Source organism: Streptomyces sp. NPDC086777, from assembly GCF_040702065.1.
In the GTDB taxonomy this organism is placed as follows: Bacteria; Actinomycetota; Actinomycetes; order Streptomycetales; family Streptomycetaceae; genus Streptomyces.
This window is the reverse complement of sequence record NZ_JBFBJI010000028.1, coordinates 34,278-51,284: the sequence shown is the minus strand read 5'-3', so window position 1 is coordinate 51,284 and position 17,007 is coordinate 34,278. Positions and strand designations below refer to the sequence as shown.

The 17,007-nt window shown below is 71.2% G+C and carries 14 protein-coding genes and 1 riboswitch; of the genes, 8 read left to right on the top strand and 6 right to left on the bottom strand.

Features of this window, described 5'->3' with window-relative positions:
• Nucleotides 1-78: 78 nt before the first annotated feature.
• On the top strand, nt 79-1,362 hold the full coding sequence (locus tag AB0472_RS32395; protein WP_366361698.1) for an ATP-grasp domain-containing protein: 1,284 nt from the start codon (nt 79-81) through the stop codon (nt 1,360-1,362).
• A gap of 479 nt (nt 1,363-1,841) precedes the next feature.
• Nucleotides 1,842-2,648: an HAD family hydrolase gene (locus AB0472_RS32390; protein ID WP_366361696.1), complete on the top strand. Its 807-nt coding sequence runs from the start codon at nt 1,842-1,844 to the stop codon at nt 2,646-2,648.
• 13 nt (nt 2,649-2,661) lie between these two features.
• Here the strand turns inward: AB0472_RS32390 and AB0472_RS32385 are convergent, their stop codons facing one another.
• Entirely contained in the window at nt 2,662-3,150 is a 489-nt protein-coding gene (locus AB0472_RS32385; RefSeq protein ID WP_366361695.1) for a transglycosylase SLT domain-containing protein, read from the bottom strand.
• Between the two features lie 5 nt (nt 3,151-3,155).
• A riboswitch (cyclic di-AMP (ydaO/yuaA leader) is annotated at nt 3,156-3,352 on the bottom strand.
• A gap of 1,238 nt (nt 3,353-4,590) precedes the next feature.
• Between AB0472_RS32385 and AB0472_RS32380 the strand changes: the two genes are divergently transcribed.
• From AB0472_RS32380 to AB0472_RS32360, 5 genes are all read left to right on the top strand, one after another.
• Nucleotides 4,591-5,601 carry a polyprenyl synthetase family protein gene (locus AB0472_RS32380; protein WP_366361693.1) on the top strand — a complete coding sequence of 337 codons (1,011 nt, stop codon included), beginning with the start codon at nt 4,591-4,593 and terminating at the stop codon, nt 5,599-5,601.
• Nucleotides 5,602-6,087: 486 nt separating this feature from the next.
• Nucleotides 6,088-7,338, top strand: coding sequence for a DUF2092 domain-containing protein (locus tag AB0472_RS32375; RefSeq protein ID WP_366361692.1), 1,251 nt, complete (start codon nt 6,088-6,090; stop codon nt 7,336-7,338).
• Nucleotides 7,339-7,395: 57 nt separating this feature from the next.
• Nucleotides 7,396-8,469 (top strand): ABC transporter ATP-binding protein, encoded by a 1,074-nt coding sequence (locus AB0472_RS32370; protein ID WP_366361690.1) that lies wholly within the window; start codon nt 7,396-7,398, stop codon nt 8,467-8,469.
• On the top strand, nt 8,456-9,343 hold the full coding sequence (locus AB0472_RS32365) for an ABC transporter permease (RefSeq protein WP_366361688.1): 888 nt from the start codon (nt 8,456-8,458) through the stop codon (nt 9,341-9,343). Before AB0472_RS32370 ends, AB0472_RS32365 begins: the two co-directional genes overlap by 14 nt.
• Before the next feature lie 201 nt (nt 9,344-9,544).
• Entirely contained in the window at nt 9,545-10,834 is a 1,290-nt protein-coding gene (locus tag AB0472_RS32360) for a tetratricopeptide repeat protein (RefSeq protein ID WP_366361687.1), read from the top strand.
• A gap of 46 nt (nt 10,835-10,880) precedes the next feature.
• Here the strand turns inward: AB0472_RS32360 and AB0472_RS32355 are convergent, their stop codons facing one another.
• The 3 genes from AB0472_RS32355 to AB0472_RS32345 form a co-directional block, all read right to left on the bottom strand.
• Nucleotides 10,881-11,345: a VOC family protein gene (locus AB0472_RS32355; protein WP_366361685.1), complete on the bottom strand. Its 465-nt coding sequence runs from the start codon at nt 11,343-11,345 to the stop codon at nt 10,881-10,883.
• A gap of 31 nt (nt 11,346-11,376) precedes the next feature.
• A complete protein-coding gene (gene rarD / locus AB0472_RS32350; RefSeq protein ID WP_366361684.1) occupies nt 11,377-12,342 on the bottom strand; it encodes an EamA family transporter RarD in 966 nt (321 codons plus the stop codon).
• A gap of 120 nt (nt 12,343-12,462) precedes the next feature.
• Nucleotides 12,463-13,314 (bottom strand): SDR family oxidoreductase, encoded by an 852-nt coding sequence (locus tag AB0472_RS32345; protein ID WP_366361682.1) that lies wholly within the window; start codon nt 13,312-13,314, stop codon nt 12,463-12,465.
• A 92-nt stretch (nt 13,315-13,406) separates the two neighbouring features.
• Here AB0472_RS32345 and AB0472_RS32340 point away from each other — a divergent pair, with 92 nt between their 5' ends.
• Nucleotides 13,407-13,808, top strand: coding sequence for a helix-turn-helix domain-containing protein (locus AB0472_RS32340; protein WP_366361681.1), 402 nt, complete (start codon nt 13,407-13,409; stop codon nt 13,806-13,808).
• A gap of 100 nt (nt 13,809-13,908) precedes the next feature.
• On the opposite strand, the gene AB0472_RS32335 is transcribed toward AB0472_RS32340, so the two are convergent.
• Together AB0472_RS32335 and AB0472_RS32330 are read right to left on the bottom strand one after the other, a co-directional pair.
• Entirely contained in the window at nt 13,909-14,946 is a 1,038-nt protein-coding gene (locus AB0472_RS32335) for a 2-oxoacid:ferredoxin oxidoreductase subunit beta (RefSeq protein WP_366361819.1), read from the bottom strand.
• Between the two features lie 112 nt (nt 14,947-15,058).
• On the bottom strand, nt 15,059-16,987 hold the full coding sequence (locus tag AB0472_RS32330; RefSeq protein WP_366361679.1) for a 2-oxoacid:acceptor oxidoreductase subunit alpha: 1,929 nt from the start codon (nt 16,985-16,987) through the stop codon (nt 15,059-15,061).
• Nucleotides 16,988-17,007: the final 20 nt, after the last annotated feature.

The window sequence follows — 17,007 nt, the reverse complement described above, 5'->3', positions numbered from 1 at the left end:
GCAATTCCGGCTTAGCGTCCTTTGGGGGACACGGACGGGGTGGGTCCGGTCCGTAGAGGGGGACACGTGGGGGGACCCGTGGCCAGGAATGCCGTCAGCGTGCCGTTCGAGGCGGACCGCGACGTGCCGGGCCTGATCGTCAAGTTCGGCGACTATCCGCTGCACCACGGCGGGGTCGGCGCGATTCGCAGTCTGGGCCGCCTGGGCGTTCCCATGTACGCGATCACGGAGGACGCGTACACACCGGCGGCTTCGTCCCGCTACCTCAAACGGGCGTTCGTGTGGCCGACAACAGGCGCCGAGGAGCCGGACCATCTCGTCGAGGGACTGTTGCGCATCGGTCGCCGCATCGGCCGCCCGACGGTGCTGATCCCCACCGACGAGGAGGCCGCCGTCCTGATCGCCGAGCACCAGGACGCGCTCGGCGACCGGTTCCTCTTCCCGCGCGTGGATCCGGAACTGCCCCGTCGGCTGGCGAGCAAGCGGGGCCTGCACGAACTGTGCGTGGAACACGGCGTCCCGAGCCCGGCGGCCGCCTTTCCCGACTCGTACGACGAGATCGCCGACTTCGCGGAGAAGGCCCGCTTCCCGATCGTCGCCAAGAACCGTGAGGCGTTCGTCCGGCGCAGGCAGCCCGCCGTCAACGGAACGACGCGGATCGCCACCAGGGAGGGACTGCTCGCCCTCGCGCGTGACTGGGGCACCCATCCGGGTGTCATCCTCCAGGAGTACCTCCCGAGGGAGGAGGCCGAGGACTGGATCGTGCACGCCTACTTCGACGCCGACTCCACTCCGCGTGCCCTGTTCACCGGGGTCAAGGTCCGCTCCTGGCCGCCGCACGCCGGCATGACCGCGAACGCGTACGTCGTCGACAACCCGGAACTCGCCGACCTTGCCGCGCGTTTCATCAAGCAGATCGGCTTCACCGGCGTCATCGATCTCGACCTGCGCTTCGACCGGCGCGACGGGCAGTACAAGCTGCTCGACTTCAACCCGCGGATGGGCGCCCAGTTCCGGCTCTTCGAGAGCGAGTCGGGGGTGGACGTCGTACGCGCCATGCACCTGGACCTGACCGGGCGTCGCGTTCCGGAGGGGGAACAGCGGGCCGGCCACCGGTACGTCGTGGAGAACATCGACCTGCCCGCCCTCCTCGCCTACCGTCGCAGCGGCTACACGACACCGCACGCGCCGAAGCGGCCGAGCGGGACCGAGCTGGCCTGGCTGGCGGGTGACGACCCGCTGCCGTTCGTCACCATGCTCGCCCGCTTCGTGCGCCCGGGCGCGAAGCACCTCTACCAGCTGTGGCGCACCAACCGCCGCGGCTCCGGCAACGCCACGCAGCAGGCACCCTCACCGCCCTGACCGGCGCCGCTCTGACCGCCACCACCCTGACCGGCGCCGACACCACCGGCGGCGCCCCGGTCTCCACCGACCGCACCAGTGACGCAGGCACCGACCAGCGCACCGCCGACCACGCCATGGCCGCCACCGGCGACCGCGTGGGCACCGCCGCGACGGACCGCGCCGGCTCCGGGCCGCGCACCCGTACCGCCGTCACGCTCGCGCAGCCCCGAAACGCGGCGCCGCCCTCAACAGCGGGTTTGCGAAACCCGGTTCGACGGCGTCACCGTCCCCGTCGAACCGGAGTCCGAGCCGTCGGACCGCCCCGACCTGCGGTGCATCGCGGGCCGGGTCCGAAGGGTGCTTGCCGCGGGTACCGGAAAACGCGGCGCACGCACTGACACACGCGCCGGCGACGGCCCCATCACGGAGGCGGTGGGCGTCACTTGAGGCCGAAACGCACGTGAGTCCCACGGCCGTGCTGTCCGTATTCTCTGATCATGGTCGCACCCTCCCCGTACTCACTGATCGCCACCGACCTGGACGGCACGTTGCTGCGCGGCGACGACACCCTGTCGGAACGGTCGCTCGCCGCGCTCGGGCGGGCCCGCCGGGCCGGTGCCCAGCACCTCGTGGTGACCGGCCGCCCGGCCCCGAGAGTGCGCCCGCTCCTCGGTGACCTCGGCTGCACGGGACTCGCGGTCTGCGGCCAGGGCGCGCAGGTGTACGACGCCGGGGCGCACCGGCTGCTCTGGTCGGTCACCCTGGACCGGGAACTGGCGGAGACCGCACTCGGCAAGATCGAGGCAGAGGTCGGCCAGGTGTACGCGGCGGTCGACCAGGACGGCGTGGACGGGCTCACGCTCATCGAGCCGGGCTATCTGATGCCCCGTCCCACGCTGCCCGCGCTGCGCGTCGCCCGGCGCGACGACCTGTGGTGCGCGCCGATCAGCAAGGTGCTGCTGCGGCACCACACCCTGTCCGACGACGAACTGGCGACGATCGCCCGCTCGGTCGTCGGATCGCTGGCGACGGTCACGATGTCGGGGCCGGGCACCGTCGAACTGCAGCCGTGCGGCGTGACCAAGGCGACCGGGCTCGCACTGGCCGCCGACCGGCTGGGCCTGAGCCCCGGGCGGGCCATCGCCTTCGGTGACATGCCCAACGACATCCCGATGTTCGAGTGGGCGGCCCACGGGGTGGCGATGGCCAACGCCCACCCCGAACTCCGGGCGGTCGCCGACGAGATCACCACGTCGAACGAGGACGACGGCATCGCCGTCGTCCTCGAAAGACTCTTCGACTGAAGCGGGACGTCGATCAGTACGCGCCGTGCACGTTGTCGATCGAGCCGTACCGCGCGGCGGCGTAGTTGCAGGCGGCGGTGATGTTCGCGACCGGGTCGTAGATGTCGAACGACGTGCCGTCCACGTGGTACGTCTTGAACGTCGGGTCGATCACCTGGAGCAGGCCCTTGGAGGGGATGCCGGCGGCCGCGTTGGAGTCCCAGAGGTTGATGGCCTGCGGGTTGCCGGAGGACTCCCGCATGATGTTGCGGTGGATGCCGTCGTAGGTGCCCGGGATGTTCTTCTCGGCCATGATCGCGAGCGACTCGCGGATCCAGCCGTCGAGGTTGTTCGGGTACCCGGCGAGGGTCGTGGAGGCCGTCGTGGTGGAGGAGCCGGCGGCGGACGCGGTCGTCGCCCCGATGAGGGGGAGAGCGAGGACGGCGGCACCGGTGCCGACGACGGTGAGGGTGCGGACGATGGGGTTACGGCGGGGACGGCGGTGCTGGGCGGCAACAGACATGGCGAGGTTCCTCTCCGTCGCCTGCGAGGTGAGCTGTCGGGTTCGGGCCCGGGGAGTGCCCGGCCGCACCGCCGGAAGGCGATACGACTTCACCCCTAGCCGTTCCGGAACGACGTCTGTTCTGCGGCGTCGGCCGCCCGGTCCGGCGACTTACCTGGGTCCCCCGCTCCTGCCGTGCGAATGAACTCGTCGATGGGTCACTACGGGCGGCGGCAGGATTCGGCGTCCGCCCGGCGAGGCGGAACGTATGCGAGAGCACATGTCCGGAACAAGAGCCTGATGCACACAACGTGCCGATTGGCCTTGATCCGCGGCGTATGAACCGCTTGATCCTTTGCGAGTGCCAACCCTCAACTGGCCCACAGGGGAAGGGAAGGGGGGTCGCTTCAATGCCTTGTGGCATTTGAGGGCACGTGACCTACTTCACGAATCCGCAATAGCGGCAAATCGGACATGAGGGATTCGCGGAATCCATCCTTTCCCCGGTTCGGGCGGAAAGCTTCCCTGCTCGCATTCGCACGGATTGCCGCCCGCGGAGGCGTGTGAGGCGGCCCTTAGTGTAAGTAATTGCTATCAATAGTCCGAATTGCCGGATTGGGCGGATTCTTGGCGGGTGGGGCAGAGGCCAGGGCTTCGTCAACTTCCGAAGCCCTGGCTACGCGCGCGTGCCGGTGGCCCGGCCCAACGGAGAGGTCATGGCGGGCGATTGGCAGGTCGGGTGACGGGGGCTGACGCGCGCCTGGGTGATTCTCGTCACTTCGCAGGGGGAGGGGTCCGGAACTGGTGGCCACCGGTGTGCGTGTCCACCGTGAGGACGGAACCTCCCCTGCGGTGCGCGTCGTTGTCATGACGGCCGCCCGGGCGGGAACCCGAGAGGGTGGCGGCCATGGGAATGCGGACAGGGGGAACACGAGTCGAGGATGCGCAAGCCGAGGGGGCGTAGGTCGACGGAACGTGGAGGTCGCCGTGCGTGGTCCCGTGGAGAGCGGGTGTGCGGGCGGGGGCGGGGTGCCGCCGTTCGCGCATCGGGGGCCCCGCCGGCTCGGGTGGACGGTGCGGAGAGGTACGCCCGGGCAGGTGACGGCGGCCGAGGGGGCTGGGCTCGTTTCCGGGTGGCGGCCGTCCGGAGGCTCTCCGCCGGACGGGCCCGGGTGTCACCCCGGATCCGGACCCGGCGCGGAGACCGGTGCTGCGACGACTGCGGGACACGGCCTGGATCGCGGTTCGGGACAACTGCGCGCACTTCCTGTTAAGTCAGTGGATGTCAGGTCGTATCGGCTGATCAAAAACATAACGGTCGTGATCCGATAGCGCCCGGGGTGTAACCGTGGGCGCTATCGGTGATCGAAACCTGACCGGATACGCTGACTTGAGTGATGGCAGCGACCTATCGACAAACCGCGTAATCGCCAGTAGACACCAGCAGACAGGAGACCCCTCGTGACCGTCGTCGGGCCGTTCGGGCTGAGCGTGCGGGACCAGGCTCTGGAAGCCGATGTCCAGGCCGGATTGACGGCTGTCGAGGAAGGCTTGCTAGACGCCACCAAGAGCGAGGTCCCGTTCATCACGGAGGCCGCGCAGCACCTCGTGCGCGCCGGTGGGAAGCGGTTCCGTCCGCTGCTGGTGATGCTCGCCGCGCAGTTCGGCGACCCGTACGCGCCCGGGGTCGTGCCCTCGGCCGTCGTCGTCGAGCTCACCCACCTGGCCACGCTGTACCACGACGACGTCATGGACGAGGCCGCCGTGCGCCGCGGCGTCGACAGTGCCAACACCCGCTGGGGCAACTCGCTGGCGGTCCTCACCGGCGACTTCCTCTTCGCCCGGGCCTCCCAGATCCTCGCCGACCTCGGCCCCGAGGCGGTCCGGGTCCAGGCCCTCGCGTTCGAACGGCTGGTGACCGGTCAGATCCTGGAGACGGCAGGCCCGTCGGACGGCCGCGACCCGGTCGAGCACTACCTCGACGTGCTCAGCGGCAAGACCGGCTCGCTGGTCGCGGTCTCCTGCCGCTTCGGCGCGATGCTGTCCGGCGCCGACGAGACGGTCGTCGACGTCCTCACCCAGTACGGCGAACGGCTCGGTGTCGCCTTCCAGCTCGCCGACGACGTCCTGGACATCGCCTCCGACTCCCAGGAGTCCGGCAAGACCCCGGGGACGGACCTGCGCGAGGGCGTGCCCACGCTTCCGGTGCTCCGGCTGCGGGAGCGGGCGGCCCGGCTGGGGCTGGCCGAGGACATCGCCCTGTGCGAGCTGCTGGACTCCGACCTCACGGACGACGCGCGCCACGCGGAGGCCCTGACGGCGCTGCGGGCGCATCCGGCACTGGAGCAGGCCCGCCGGGACGCGGTCCGGTACGCGGAGGAGGCGCGGGCCGCGCTGAGTCCGCTGCCGGAATGCGACCCGAAGGCGGCGCTCGTGGAACTGTGCGACGCGGTGGTCCACCGAGCCGGATAGTCCTTCCGACGGCTCCCGCACCCCGGGTGCCCTCGGTGGCGTCCCCTTGGCCGCGCGGACTACGGGCCCGCGCAGCACGGAGCGGAACGGACACGACACGTAACGGCCGGCCACGGACCGTCGGCGGGCCCACCACGGACCGTCGGCGGGCCCACCACGGGCCGTCGGCCCACCGGACACGTACTGTCGGCCCACCTGACACAGACCGTCGCCAGCCGGACACGGCACGTCGGCCGGCCGGACACGGCACGTGACCAAGAGGCGTCTTCTCCGCACGACCCCTACGGGTCGGGAAGGCGCCTCCACCCTTGTGTCATACCGCAGGTGTACGCGGAGTTGGCTCCGTGGTCTGACGCTTACCCGCCCCCGATTTGGTGAGATGGAAGCCACGGAAATCACCACCACTCACCGATTCGGGTGAGAATGGCGGCTCAGGGTGGGACACGTGCGAGAACGGCCGCCGCCGACGACGGAGGTAAGGCACACATGGCACCGTACGAATCCGACGACAGCACGGGGGCCGCGCAGGCCGGCGACGAGTTGCGCGCCGAGCGACGGCGCAAGGCCACACGGTACGTCGTCCCCGTTGCAGTGGTGGGCGTGGCCGCGGCCACCATCGGCCTGGTCCCGGCGCTCGCCGACTCCGGCGACCCCGACCTGCCGAAGATCACCGCCCAGGAACTCATCGACAAGATCGCCAAGTCGGACGTGCAGCAGCTGTCCGGCACCGTGAAGATCAGCACCGACCTCGGCCTGCCCGACCTCGGTGGTCTGGAGAGCGGCCTGATGTCCGGGGCGGTGCAGGGCCGCGGCGACGGCTCGTCCGCCGACCCGACCAGCAAGCTGACCGAGCTGGCCTCGGGCACGCACACCCTGCGGGTGGCCGCCGACGGCCCCGAGAAGCAGAAGGTGTCGGTGCTGGAGAGCGGCGCCGAGTACAGCCTCATCCACAACGGCACCGACGTGTGGGGCTACGACAGCAAGTCCAACGAGGTCTACCACTCCACCGCCGCCGACTCCGGCAAGGCCGAGCAGCACGAAACCCCGGCCACGCCCAAGGACTTCGCCGACGAGGTCCTCAAGTCGGTCGACGACACCACGTCGGTGACGGTCGACGGCACCGCCCAGGTGGCGGGCCGGGACGCCTACCGACTCGTCATCAAGCCCAAGCAGTCCGGTACGACGGTCGGCGCGATCAGTATCGCGGTGGACGCCAAGACCGGTACGCCGCTGAAGTTCACCCTCACCCCGTCGAGCGGCGGCGCGGCCGTCGTCGACGCCGGCTACACGCAGGTCAGCTTCGCGAAGCCGGCCGCCTCCACCTTCGACTTCACCCCGCCCAAGGGCGCGAAGGTCACCGAGGGCGACCAGGCGGGCAAGGCAGGCAGGACGGCTGGGGGCAACCGGACGGAGCGGGGCGGCAAGGCCTCCGAGGCCCCCGGCCACGGTTCCGCCAAGGACCTCGACAAGTCCGGCTTCGACGTCCTCGGCAAGGGCTGGAACTCCATAGCCGTCCTCGACACCGGCAGCAAGGGAGGCCTGCCCACCGGCTCCGCGTCGGGCGGCGGTGACCTGGGCGGTTTCCTCGGCTCGCTCGGCGACCCCGTCTCCGGCAAGTTCGGCAAGGGCACCGTCTTCTCCACCCGGCTGATCAACGCCCTGATGACGGACGACGGCAAGGTGTACGTCGGTGCCGTGGACAAGGCCGCGCTGGTGAAGGCGGCCGACGCGGGCTAGCAGGGGCGGCGCGGGTGCGGTGGGTGCCCTCTGCCGCACGACGAATCGAGGGAGCCGATGGACCGACCGTCCGCCACGGAGCGGGAGCCGGAGGAGCCCGGGGACCCCGGGAACTCCGGGCGCCCCGAGGACGTGGGCAACCCGGGTGACCCGGGTGACCCGGGTGACCCAGGTGACCTGGGGGACGGCGCGCCGGTGGCCGCGGGTGTCATCGACGCCCGTGGCCTCACCAAGCGCTACCGCGGCGGACAGCTCGCCGTGGACGGTCTCGACCTGACCGTCCCCGCGGGCAGCGTCTTCGGCTTCCTCGGCCCGAACGGCTCCGGCAAGACCACCACCATCCGCATGCTGATGGGCCTGATCGCACCCACCTCGGGCACCGTCCGCGTCCTCGGCCACCCGATGCCGCGCGCCTCCCGCGTCGTACTGCCGCACGTCGGCGCCCTCATCGAGGGCCCGGCGCTGTACGGCTTCCTCTCCGGCCGCGACAACCTGCTGCGGTACGACGCCGCCGACCCGGCCGCCGACCCACGCACCCGGCGCGCCCGCGTGGAGGCCGCGCTGGACCGGGTGGGTCTCGGAGCCGCCGCCGCGAAGAAGGCGAAGGCGTACTCCCTCGGCATGAAGCAGCGCCTGGGCCTCGCCGCCGCGCTGCTCCAGCCGCGCAGGCTGCTGGTCCTGGACGAGCCGACCAACGGCCTCGACCCGCAGGGCATGCGGGAGATCCGCACTCTGGTGCGGGAACTGGCCGGGGACGGCACGACCGTGTTCCTCTCCTCCCACCTCCTCGACGAGATCGAGCAGGTCTGCACCCACGCGGCCGTGATGGCGCAGGGCCGGCTGATCGCCCAGGGCGCGATGGCCGACCTGGCGTCCGGGGCGCGCGGCCGGCTCGTGGTGACCACCCCGGACCCCGGGGACGCGGCCCGGGTGCTCAAGGAACAGGGCGTCGCGGACGTCGTCGCCGCCGAGGACCGGGTGACCGGCGAGCCGCCCGAGCGCGACCTTGCCGAGGTCAACGCCGCGCTGGTCACCGCGGGCGTCCGGGTCCGCGGCTTCACCGTGGAACGGGCCTCGCTGGAGGACGCGTTCGTGGCACTGACCGGAGAGGGCTTCGATGTCGCGGGCTGACCTGGCCGTCGTGGACACGGCGGCCGCACGGCCGAACCCGCTGTGGAGTCTCGGCCTGCTGCGCAGCGAACTCGTCACCACGTTCCGCCGCTGGCGCACCCTCGCCCTGCTCGGCGTGCTGGCGGCGGTGCCGATCCTCGTCGGGGTCGCCGTCAGGATCGAGACGCGGGGCGGCGGGGAGGTCGGCCGGGGCGGCGGTGAAGGCCCCGCGTTCATCAGCCAGGTCACCAACAACGGACTGTTCCTGGTGTTCACGGCGCTGGCCGCGACCCTCCCGTTCTTCCTGCCGATGGCGGTCGGGGTGGTCGCCGGGGACGCGGTCGCGGGCGAGGCCGACGCCGGCACGCTGCGCTATCTCCTGGTCGCCCCGGCGGGCCGCACCCGCCTCCTGCTCGCCAAGTACGCGACGACGATGGCCTTCTGCCTCGTTGCGACCCTGGTGGTGGCGGCCTCCGCGCTCGCCGTCGGTGCGCTCTTCTTCCCGCTCGGCGACCTGACGACGATCTCCGGCACCCGGATCTCCTTCGCCGAAGGCCTCGGCCGTGCCCTGCTGATCGCCCTGGTGGTCGCCGTGTCCCTGGCCGGTGTCGCCGCCCTCGGCCTGTTCGTGTCCACCCTGACCAACAGCGGCATCGCGGCGATGGCGACGACCGTAGGCCTGGTCATCACGGTCCAGATCCTCGACCAGATACCCCAGCTGCACGCGCTGCAGCCGTACTTCTTCTCCCACTACTGGCTGTCCTTCGCCGACCTGATGCGCGATCCCGTCTACTGGGACGACCTGGTCAAGAACCTGGAGCTGCAGGCTCTGTACACGGCGGTGTTCGGATCGGCGGCCTGGGCACGGTTCACGACGAGGGACATCACCGCCTAGCGGGGCCCACACCGTCCCGGTCCCGGCCCCCGGGCCCGCCCGAGCCCCGGTCCGCCCGCGGCCTGCCGGGGGCGGCTCCTTCCTGGTGCGAGGCTGTGACGTCGCGGTGACGCGCGAGTCGTTGCGAGCGGAGACACTGGATCGTACGCACGAGTACGACCTGGGTACGACCGGATGGTGACGCCGGGGGAATGAGGGCCGATGTCCCGACTCAGCCGCGAGGAGCAGCGGGAAGTCCAGCAGGAGGGGCGCCTGGCACCGATCGACGTCCGGGTGGCGGGCGCGGCCGCCTCCGTGGACGGCGTACCGCTGCTCCCGGGCCCCGGTGAGGAACCCCAGCAGGCGGTCCTCAACCACCTCCAGCGCCTCGCCCGCGCCGCCGGCCGTCCCGTCCTCGCCACCGTCCACGACACCCGCATCGGCTACGTCGTCCCCCTCCAGGTGAACCTGGACGGTTCCAGCAGCTTCACCGGCGACCCGGTACGACTGGCCGCACCGGCCGCCGAACCGAAGGAACAGCACGCGCCGAAGGCATCCGCACCGACCGGCCCGGCGACGGCCGATCCGACACCGGCCCGACCGGCACCTGCCCCATCCGTGCGGGCGGCGGCCCCGGTGTTCCCCCGGCAGGCGCTGCACGCGGTACCGCAACCGCCCGCCGCCCCGCCGGCCCCGTCCACGCCGTCGGCCCCGCCTGCCCCGTCGGTCGTGGTTCCGTCCCTGCCGCCCGCGCCCGGTACCGTGCGTCCGCCCACCGGTGTCTTCGGCCCGCCGCCCGTGATGAGCCCCCCTGCTCCCGCTCCGGCCCTTGCGCCCGCTCCCGCTCCGGCCCCTGCTCCCGCTCCGGCCCCTGCTCCCGCTCCGGCCCCTGCCGCCGCCCCCGCGCCGGTCGCCGAGGAGCCGGCGGCCGACCGGTACCCGCACCCCGACCTCGACCCCCGCTCCACCCCCACCCCCGCCCGCGGCTTCGACGCGGTCGCCGAGGAGGTGCTCGGGGACGAGCCCGTGACGCTGACGGCGGAAGGGGCCGTCCTGCTCACCGAGCCGGTGGCGCGGATCAACGAGGCCGTCCGGACGGGCCGTATCGAAGCGGCGGCCGAGCTCGCGGAGCGCACCGTCGCCGAGGCCGCCGCCGTCCTCGGGGCCGACCACACCGAGGTACTGCACCTGGGTGAGCTGACCGCGTACATCTCCTACCTGGCGGGCGACCCGGTACGGGCCTTCCACCTCTCCCTCGACCTGGCCCGGCAGCGCCAGCACGCCGGGAACGCCGAGGCGGCGTACGGGAACGTGCGGAGCGCGGCGACCGCCTGGCGCGCGGTGCGCGACCCCGAGCACGGACTGCGCCTGGGCCGCGAGCTGATCGACCTGTGGGCGCGGCTCGCCACCGAGGGCGGCCCGGCGGCCGACGACACCGAGGACCTGGAGTCGGCCCGCGCCCGGATGGCGCGGCTCACGGAACGGGCCCGCCGAGCGGCCGGGAACGCTTGAGCCTCGCCGCCGCCGTCGACGTCGCCGTCACTACACGTAGAACCGGTCACTGCACGCAGAACTCGTTGCCCTCCGGGTCGGCCATCACGGTCCACGCCCCGGAGGGCTCGGAGACATGCCGCACCACGGCAGCGCCCAGCGCCTCCAGGCGCGCCACCTCGTTCGCCCGCCTCCCCTCCCCGGCGTGCAGGTCGATGTGGAGCCTGTTCTTTCCGGACTTCGCCTCCGGCACGCGCTGGAACAGCAGTCGCCGCCCCAGCCCCGTCCCGCGCTCCTCGTCGTACGGGTCGTCCGGGTGCCGTACGGCGATCAGGTCACGGAAGGCGGCACGGCCGTGGTACTCCAGGGTGGCCGCGCCCGGCAGTGCGCCCAGCTCCAGCAGCCGTTCCACGAACGCGCTGTTGTCCTCGGCGACGTAGTGCAGCGCGGCGGCCCAGAAGTCGGCCTGCGCGTGCGGGTCACGGGCGTCGACGACGAGCTTCCAGTGCAGGGGTGCGGGCGTCTGCGTCATGCCGCCCACTTATAGCCGACGGCTCCGACGGTCACACCTGACTTGCGGGAGTCTCCGCGACCGGGGCGGCCGGCCGTGGTACGGGCGCTGCCGCGAGCGCCCGCGCGCCCCGGTGGGCGGTACGCAGCGCGTCCCAGGTGAGCAGGGCGAGGGCGAGCCAGACCAGGACGAAGCCGGCCCAGCGCTCGGGCGGCATCGCCTCGTGGAAGTAGAGGATGCCGAGCAGGAACTGGAACACCGGTGCCAGGTACTGCAGCAGGCCGAGCGTGGAGAGCGGGACGCGGATCGCGGCGGCGCCGAAGCAGACCAGCGGGACGGCGGTGACGATGCCGGTGGAGGCCAGCAGGGCGGCGTGCCCGGCGCCGTCGTTCACGAAGCTGGACTCGCCGTGGCCGGCCAGCCACAGCAGATAGCCGAGCGCCGGCAGGAACTGGATCGCGGTCTCCGCCGCGAGTGACTCGACGCCGCCGAGGTTGACCTTCTTCTTGACGAGTCCGTACGTGGCGAAGGAGAAGGCGAGGACGAGGGAGATCCACGGCGGCTGCCCGTAGCCGACGGCCAGGACGACGACGGCGGCGAATCCGACGCCCACCGCCGCCCACTGCACGGGCCGCAGCCGTTCCTTCAGGAGCAGCACGCCCATGGCGATGGTCACCAGGGGATTGATGAAGTAGCCGAGGGAGGCCTCGACCACGTGCCCGGCGTTGACGGCCCAGATGTAGACGCCCCAGTTGACGGTGATCACGGCGGCGGCGACCGTCACCAGGGCCAGCCGGCGCGGCTGCCGCAGCAGCTCGCCGGCCCACGCCCAGCGCCGTACGAAGACGAGTGCGACGGCGACGAAGAGGAGGGACCACACCATCCGGTGGGCGAGGATCTCCAGCGACCCGGCGGGCTTCAGCAGGGGCCAGAACAGGGGGACCAGCCCCCACATCCCGTAGGCCGCGAAGCCGTTCACCAGTCCTGTCCGCCGCTCACCCTTCGATATGCCGGCCACCGGCCCTCCTCACGCCCAGCTTCAGCACGCCGGGACGAAGGTAGCGCCGAGCACCCCGGTCTGTCATGGCCGTATCGGCATACGGTCATGACAGACCGGGGTGGGTCGTTTCTGCCGGGCCTACTTGAGCGCGGCGGCGATCGCCTCGGAGATCGGGGAGGTCGGGCGGCCGGTCAGGCGGGAGAGGTCGCCGGAGTCGACGACCAGCTCGCCCTTGGCGATGGATGCGTCGACGTCGACCAGGATCGCGGCGAACATCTCCGGCACGCCGGCGCCGGTCAGGATGCCCTGCAGCACCTCGCCGGGCACGGAGTTGTAGGCGATCTCCTTGCCGGTCTGCTTCGTGAGCTCGGCCGCGTACTCGGCGAAGCTCCAGGCGACGTCGCCGCCGAGCTCGTAGGTCCGGTTCTCGTGGCCCTCGCCGGTCAGTACGGCCACCGCGGCGGCCGCGTAGTCGGCGCGGGAGGCCGAGGAGACCCGGCCCTCCCCGGCGGCCGCGACGACGGCGTCGTGCGCCAGGACCGGGGCGAGGTTCTCGGTGTAGTTCTCGTGGTACCAGCCGTTGCGCAGCAGGGTGTACGGCAGGCCGGAGGCGAGCAGCACCTCCTCGGTGGCGCGGTGGTCGTCCACCAGCGAGGCGTGCAGGCTGCCCGGGGCGCTGGTGTACGCGAGCAGGGCCACGCCGGCCGCCTTGGCGGCGTCGATGACGACCTTGTGCTGGCCTGGACGGCCCTTGTCGAACTCGTTGCCGGAGATCAGCAGCACCTTGTCGCCGGCGGCGAAGAGGCGGTCGAAGGTCTCGGGGGCGTTGTAGTCCGCGACGGCGATCGTCACGCCCGCGGCGGCGAAGTCGGCGGCCTTGGCCTCGTCGCGTACGACGGCGGTGATCTGCTCGGCCGGGACCTTCTCCAGCAGCTGCGTCACGACGTGACGGCCGAGGTGTCCGGTGGCTCCGGTGACAACGATGCTCATGGTGTGCGATCTCCTTGTGGGGTTCCGATGTCACTAACCCTAGGGGGAGCGCTAACTAAAGGAAAGTACCCACTTTGAAGTAAGGTACTGGCATGACCGTAAGTGCTGCCGAAGTCGATCCGCCGAAGGCCGCGAAGGACGTCGTCGGCGAGGCGATGTGCCCCTACCGCCTGGTCCTGGAGCACGTCACCAGCCGCTGGGGCGTCCTGGTCCTGATCGAGCTCCTCGACCGCCCCCACCGCTTCAGCGAGCTGCGCCGCGCGATCGGCCGGGTCAGCGAGAAGATGCTCACCCAGACCCTGCAGACTCTGGAACGCGACGGCCTCGTCCACCGCGACGCCAAGCCCGTCATCCCGCCCCGGGTCGACTACTCGCTCACCGATCTCGGCCGCGAGGCCGCTCGGCAGGTGCGGGACCTGGCGCTGTGGACCGAGCGGCGGATGGCGGACGTGGAGCGGGCCAGGGCGGCGTACGACGACGCGAAGCGCGCCTGAGGCCGCGGAGCGGGGCCCCCGGAAGCCGGCCCCCGGGAACGTGAACGGGGCCCGGACGTGCCGTCCGGGCCCCGCTGCTCGATGCTCCTCCCGGGCCGGGTCAGCCCACGACCGTCCAGGTGTCCCCGCCGGCCAGCAGCGCCGCGAGGTCGCCCTTGCCGTGCTGTTCGACCGCGGTGTCCAGCTGCCCGGACATCTGGACGTCGTAGACGGGCCGTTCCACCGAGCGGAAGACGCCGACGGGCGTGTGATGCAGGGTGTCGGGGTCGGCCAGCCGGGACAGCGCGAAGGCCGTGGTGGGGGAGGGGGAGTGGGCGTCGTGGACGAGGACCTCGGACTCGTTGTCCGCGGTCACGTCGACCACCTTCAGGTCGCCGGTGAGGCGGTCGCGTACGACACCGCGCGGGCCTCCCCCACTCTCGGCTTCGCTCGAGCGGGAGGTGCCCCCACCGCCGAAGCGGATGGGTTTCCCGTGCTCCAGGCGGATCAGTGCCTCCTCTGCCGACTGCTTGTCCTTGAGGGCGTCGAAGGCGCCGTCGTTGAAGATGTTGCAGTTCTGGTAGATCTCGATCAGGGCCGTGCCCGGGTGGGCGGCGGCCGCACGCAGCACCTCGGTGAGGTGTTTGCGGTCGGAGTCGATCGTGCGGGCGACGAAGGACGCCTCGGCGCCGATCGCCAGCGACACCGGGTTGAACGGGGCGTCCAGCGAACCCATCGGTGTCGACTTGGTGATTTTGCCGACCTCGGAGGTCGGCGAGTACTGCCCCTTCGTCAACCCGTAGATGCGGTTGTTGAAGAGGAGGATCTTCAGGTTGACGTTGCGGCGCAGCGCGTGGATCAGGTGGTTCCCGCCGATGGACAGCGCGTCACCGTCACCGGTGACCACCCACACCGACAGGTCACGCCTGCTGGTCGCGAGCCCGGTCGCGATGGCGGGGGCGCGGCCGTGGATGGAGTGCATGCCGTACGTGTTCATGTAGTACGGGAACCGCGACGAGCAGCCGATGCCCGAGACGAAGACGATGTTCTCCTTCGCCAGCCCCAGCTCGGGCATGAACCCCTGCACGGCGGCGAGGATCGCGTAGTCACCGCAGCCCGGGCACCAGCGCACCTCCTGGTCGGACTTGAAGTCCTTCATGGACTGCTTGGCCTCGGCCTTGGGGACGAGCTGCAGCAGCCCGTCCGCGGCGTGAGTCCCGGCGTCGGTTCCGGCGTCGGTTCCGGCGTCGGTCATGGCGTCAGTCATGGCGTCAGTCATGGATGGCCTCCTTGAGCGCCGTGGCGAGCTGCTCGGCCTTGAACGGCATGCCGTTGACCTGGTTGTACGAATGCGCGTCCACCAGGTACTTCGCCCGGATGAGGGTGGCGAGCTGGCCCAGGTTCATCTCCGGGATCACCACCTTGTCGTAACCCTGCAGCACAGTGCCGAGATTGCGCGGGAACGGGTTGAGGTGGCGCAGGTGGGCCTGGGCGATCGGCTCCCCGGCCGCGCGCAGCCGCCGTACCGCGGCCGTGATGGGTCCGTAGGTCGATCCCCAGCCCAGCACCAGGGTCCTGGCGCCGTCCGGGTCGTCCACCTCGATGTCGGGGACGTCGATGCCGTCGATCTTGGCCTGCCGGGTGCGGACCATGAAGTCGTGGTTGGCGGGGTCGTAGGAGATGTTGCCCGTGCCGTCCTGCTTCTCGATGCCGCCGATGCGGTGTTCGAGACCGGGCGTGCCGGGGACCGCCCACGGCCGGGCCAGGGTCTGCGGATCCCGCTTGTAGGGCCAGAAGACCTCGGTGCCGTCGTCCAGGGTGTGGTTGGGGCCGTTCGCGAACTGCACCCGCAGGTCGGGGAGCTCCTCCAGCTCCGGGATCCGCCAGGGCTCGCTGCCGTTGGCCAGGTAGCCGTCGGAGAGCAGCATCACCGGCGTCCGGTAGGTCAGCGCGATCCGGGCCGCCTCCAGTGCCGCGTCGAAGCAGTCGGCCGGCGTCCGCGGGGCGATCACCGGGACCGGTGCCTCGCCGTTGCGGCCGTACATTGCCTGCAGCAGGTCCGCCTGCTCCGTCTTGGTCGGCAGCCCGGTGGACGGCCCGCCCCGCTGGATGTCGATCACGAGCAGCGGCAGCTCCAGCGAGACCGCGAGCCCGACCGTCTCCGCCTTGAGGGCGACACCGGGACCGGAGGTCGTCGTCACGGCCAGCGACCCGCCGAACGCCGCCCCCAGGGCCGCGCCGATCCCGGCGATCTCGTCCTCCGCCTGGAACGTGCGCACACCGAAGTTCTTGTGCTTGGACAGCTCGTGCAGGATGTCGGAGGCCGGGGTGATCGGGTACGACCCGAGGAACAGCGGCAGATCCGCCTGCCGGGACGCGGTGACCAGGCCGTAGGACAGGGCCAGGTTCCCCGAGATGTTCCGGTACGTGCCGACCGGGAACGCGGTCGTCGCCGGGGCGATCTCGTACGAGACCGCGAAGTCCTCCGTCGTCTCGCCGAAGTTCCAGCCCGCACGAAACGCCACCAGGTTGGCCTTCATGACCTCGGGCTTGCGCGCGAACTTCTGCTGGAGGAACCGCTCCGTGCCCTCGGTCGGCCGGTGGTACATCCATGACAAGAGGCCGAGCGCGAACATGTTCTTGCTGCGCTCGGCCTCCTTGCGGCTGAGGTCGAATTCCTTCAGTGCCTCCACGGTCAGCGTGGTCAGCGGCACCGGATGGAGGCTGTAGCCGTCGAGTGAACCGTCGTCCAGGGGCGAGGTGTCGTAGCCGACCTTCTGCATCGCCCGTTTGGTGAACTCGTCCGTGTTGACGATGATCTCCGCGCCGCGCGGCAGATCCCCGATGTTCGCCTTCAGCGCCGCCGGGTTCATGGCCACCAGGACGTTCGGCGCATCGCCCGGGGTGAGGATGTCGTGGTCGGCGAAGTGCAGCTGGAACGACGAGACCCCCGGCAGTGTGCCTGCGGGGGCCCGGATCTCGGCGGGGAAGTTCGGCAGGGTCGACAGATCGTTGCCGAAGGACGCGGTCTCCGACGTGAACCGGTCACCGGTGAGCTGCATACCGTCACCCGAGTCCCCCGCGAACCGGATGATCACCCGATCCAGGCGCCGGACGGCCTTCACACCGTCCGGCTTGCGCTGCTCTCCCACGACGGTTCCGTCGGCCTGTTCCGTTGTCCTGCTGACCTGGCTGGTCACTGAACTGGACCTCCTTCGAG

Excerpts from the sequence above, each read along its gene's own strand:
- AB0472_RS32355 (WP_366361685.1), bottom strand. The coding sequence starts at position 11,345 with ATGACGCAGACGCCCGCACCCCTGCACTGGAAGCTCGTCGTCGACGCC.
- AB0472_RS32365 (WP_366361688.1), top strand. The coding sequence starts at position 8,456 with ATGTCGCGGGCTGACCTGGCCGTCGTGGACACGGCGGCCGCACGGCCG.
- AB0472_RS32360 (WP_366361687.1), top strand. The coding sequence starts at position 9,545 with ATGTCCCGACTCAGCCGCGAGGAGCAGCGGGAAGTCCAGCAGGAGGGG.
- AB0472_RS32385 (WP_366361695.1), bottom strand. The coding sequence starts at position 3,150 with ATGTCTGTTGCCGCCCAGCACCGCCGTCCCCGCCGTAACCCCATCGTC.
- AB0472_RS32335 (WP_366361819.1), bottom strand. The coding sequence starts at position 14,946 with ATGAAGGACTTCAAGTCCGACCAGGAGGTGCGCTGGTGCCCGGGCTGC.
- AB0472_RS32345 (WP_366361682.1), bottom strand. The coding sequence starts at position 13,314 with ATGAGCATCGTTGTCACCGGAGCCACCGGACACCTCGGCCGTCACGTC.
- AB0472_RS32375 (WP_366361692.1), top strand. The coding sequence starts at position 6,088 with ATGGCACCGTACGAATCCGACGACAGCACGGGGGCCGCGCAGGCCGGC.
- AB0472_RS32340 (WP_366361681.1), top strand. The coding sequence starts at position 13,407 with ATGACCGTAAGTGCTGCCGAAGTCGATCCGCCGAAGGCCGCGAAGGAC.
- AB0472_RS32390 (WP_366361696.1), top strand. The coding sequence starts at position 1,842 with ATGGTCGCACCCTCCCCGTACTCACTGATCGCCACCGACCTGGACGGC.
- AB0472_RS32370 (WP_366361690.1), top strand. The coding sequence starts at position 7,396 with ATGGACCGACCGTCCGCCACGGAGCGGGAGCCGGAGGAGCCCGGGGAC.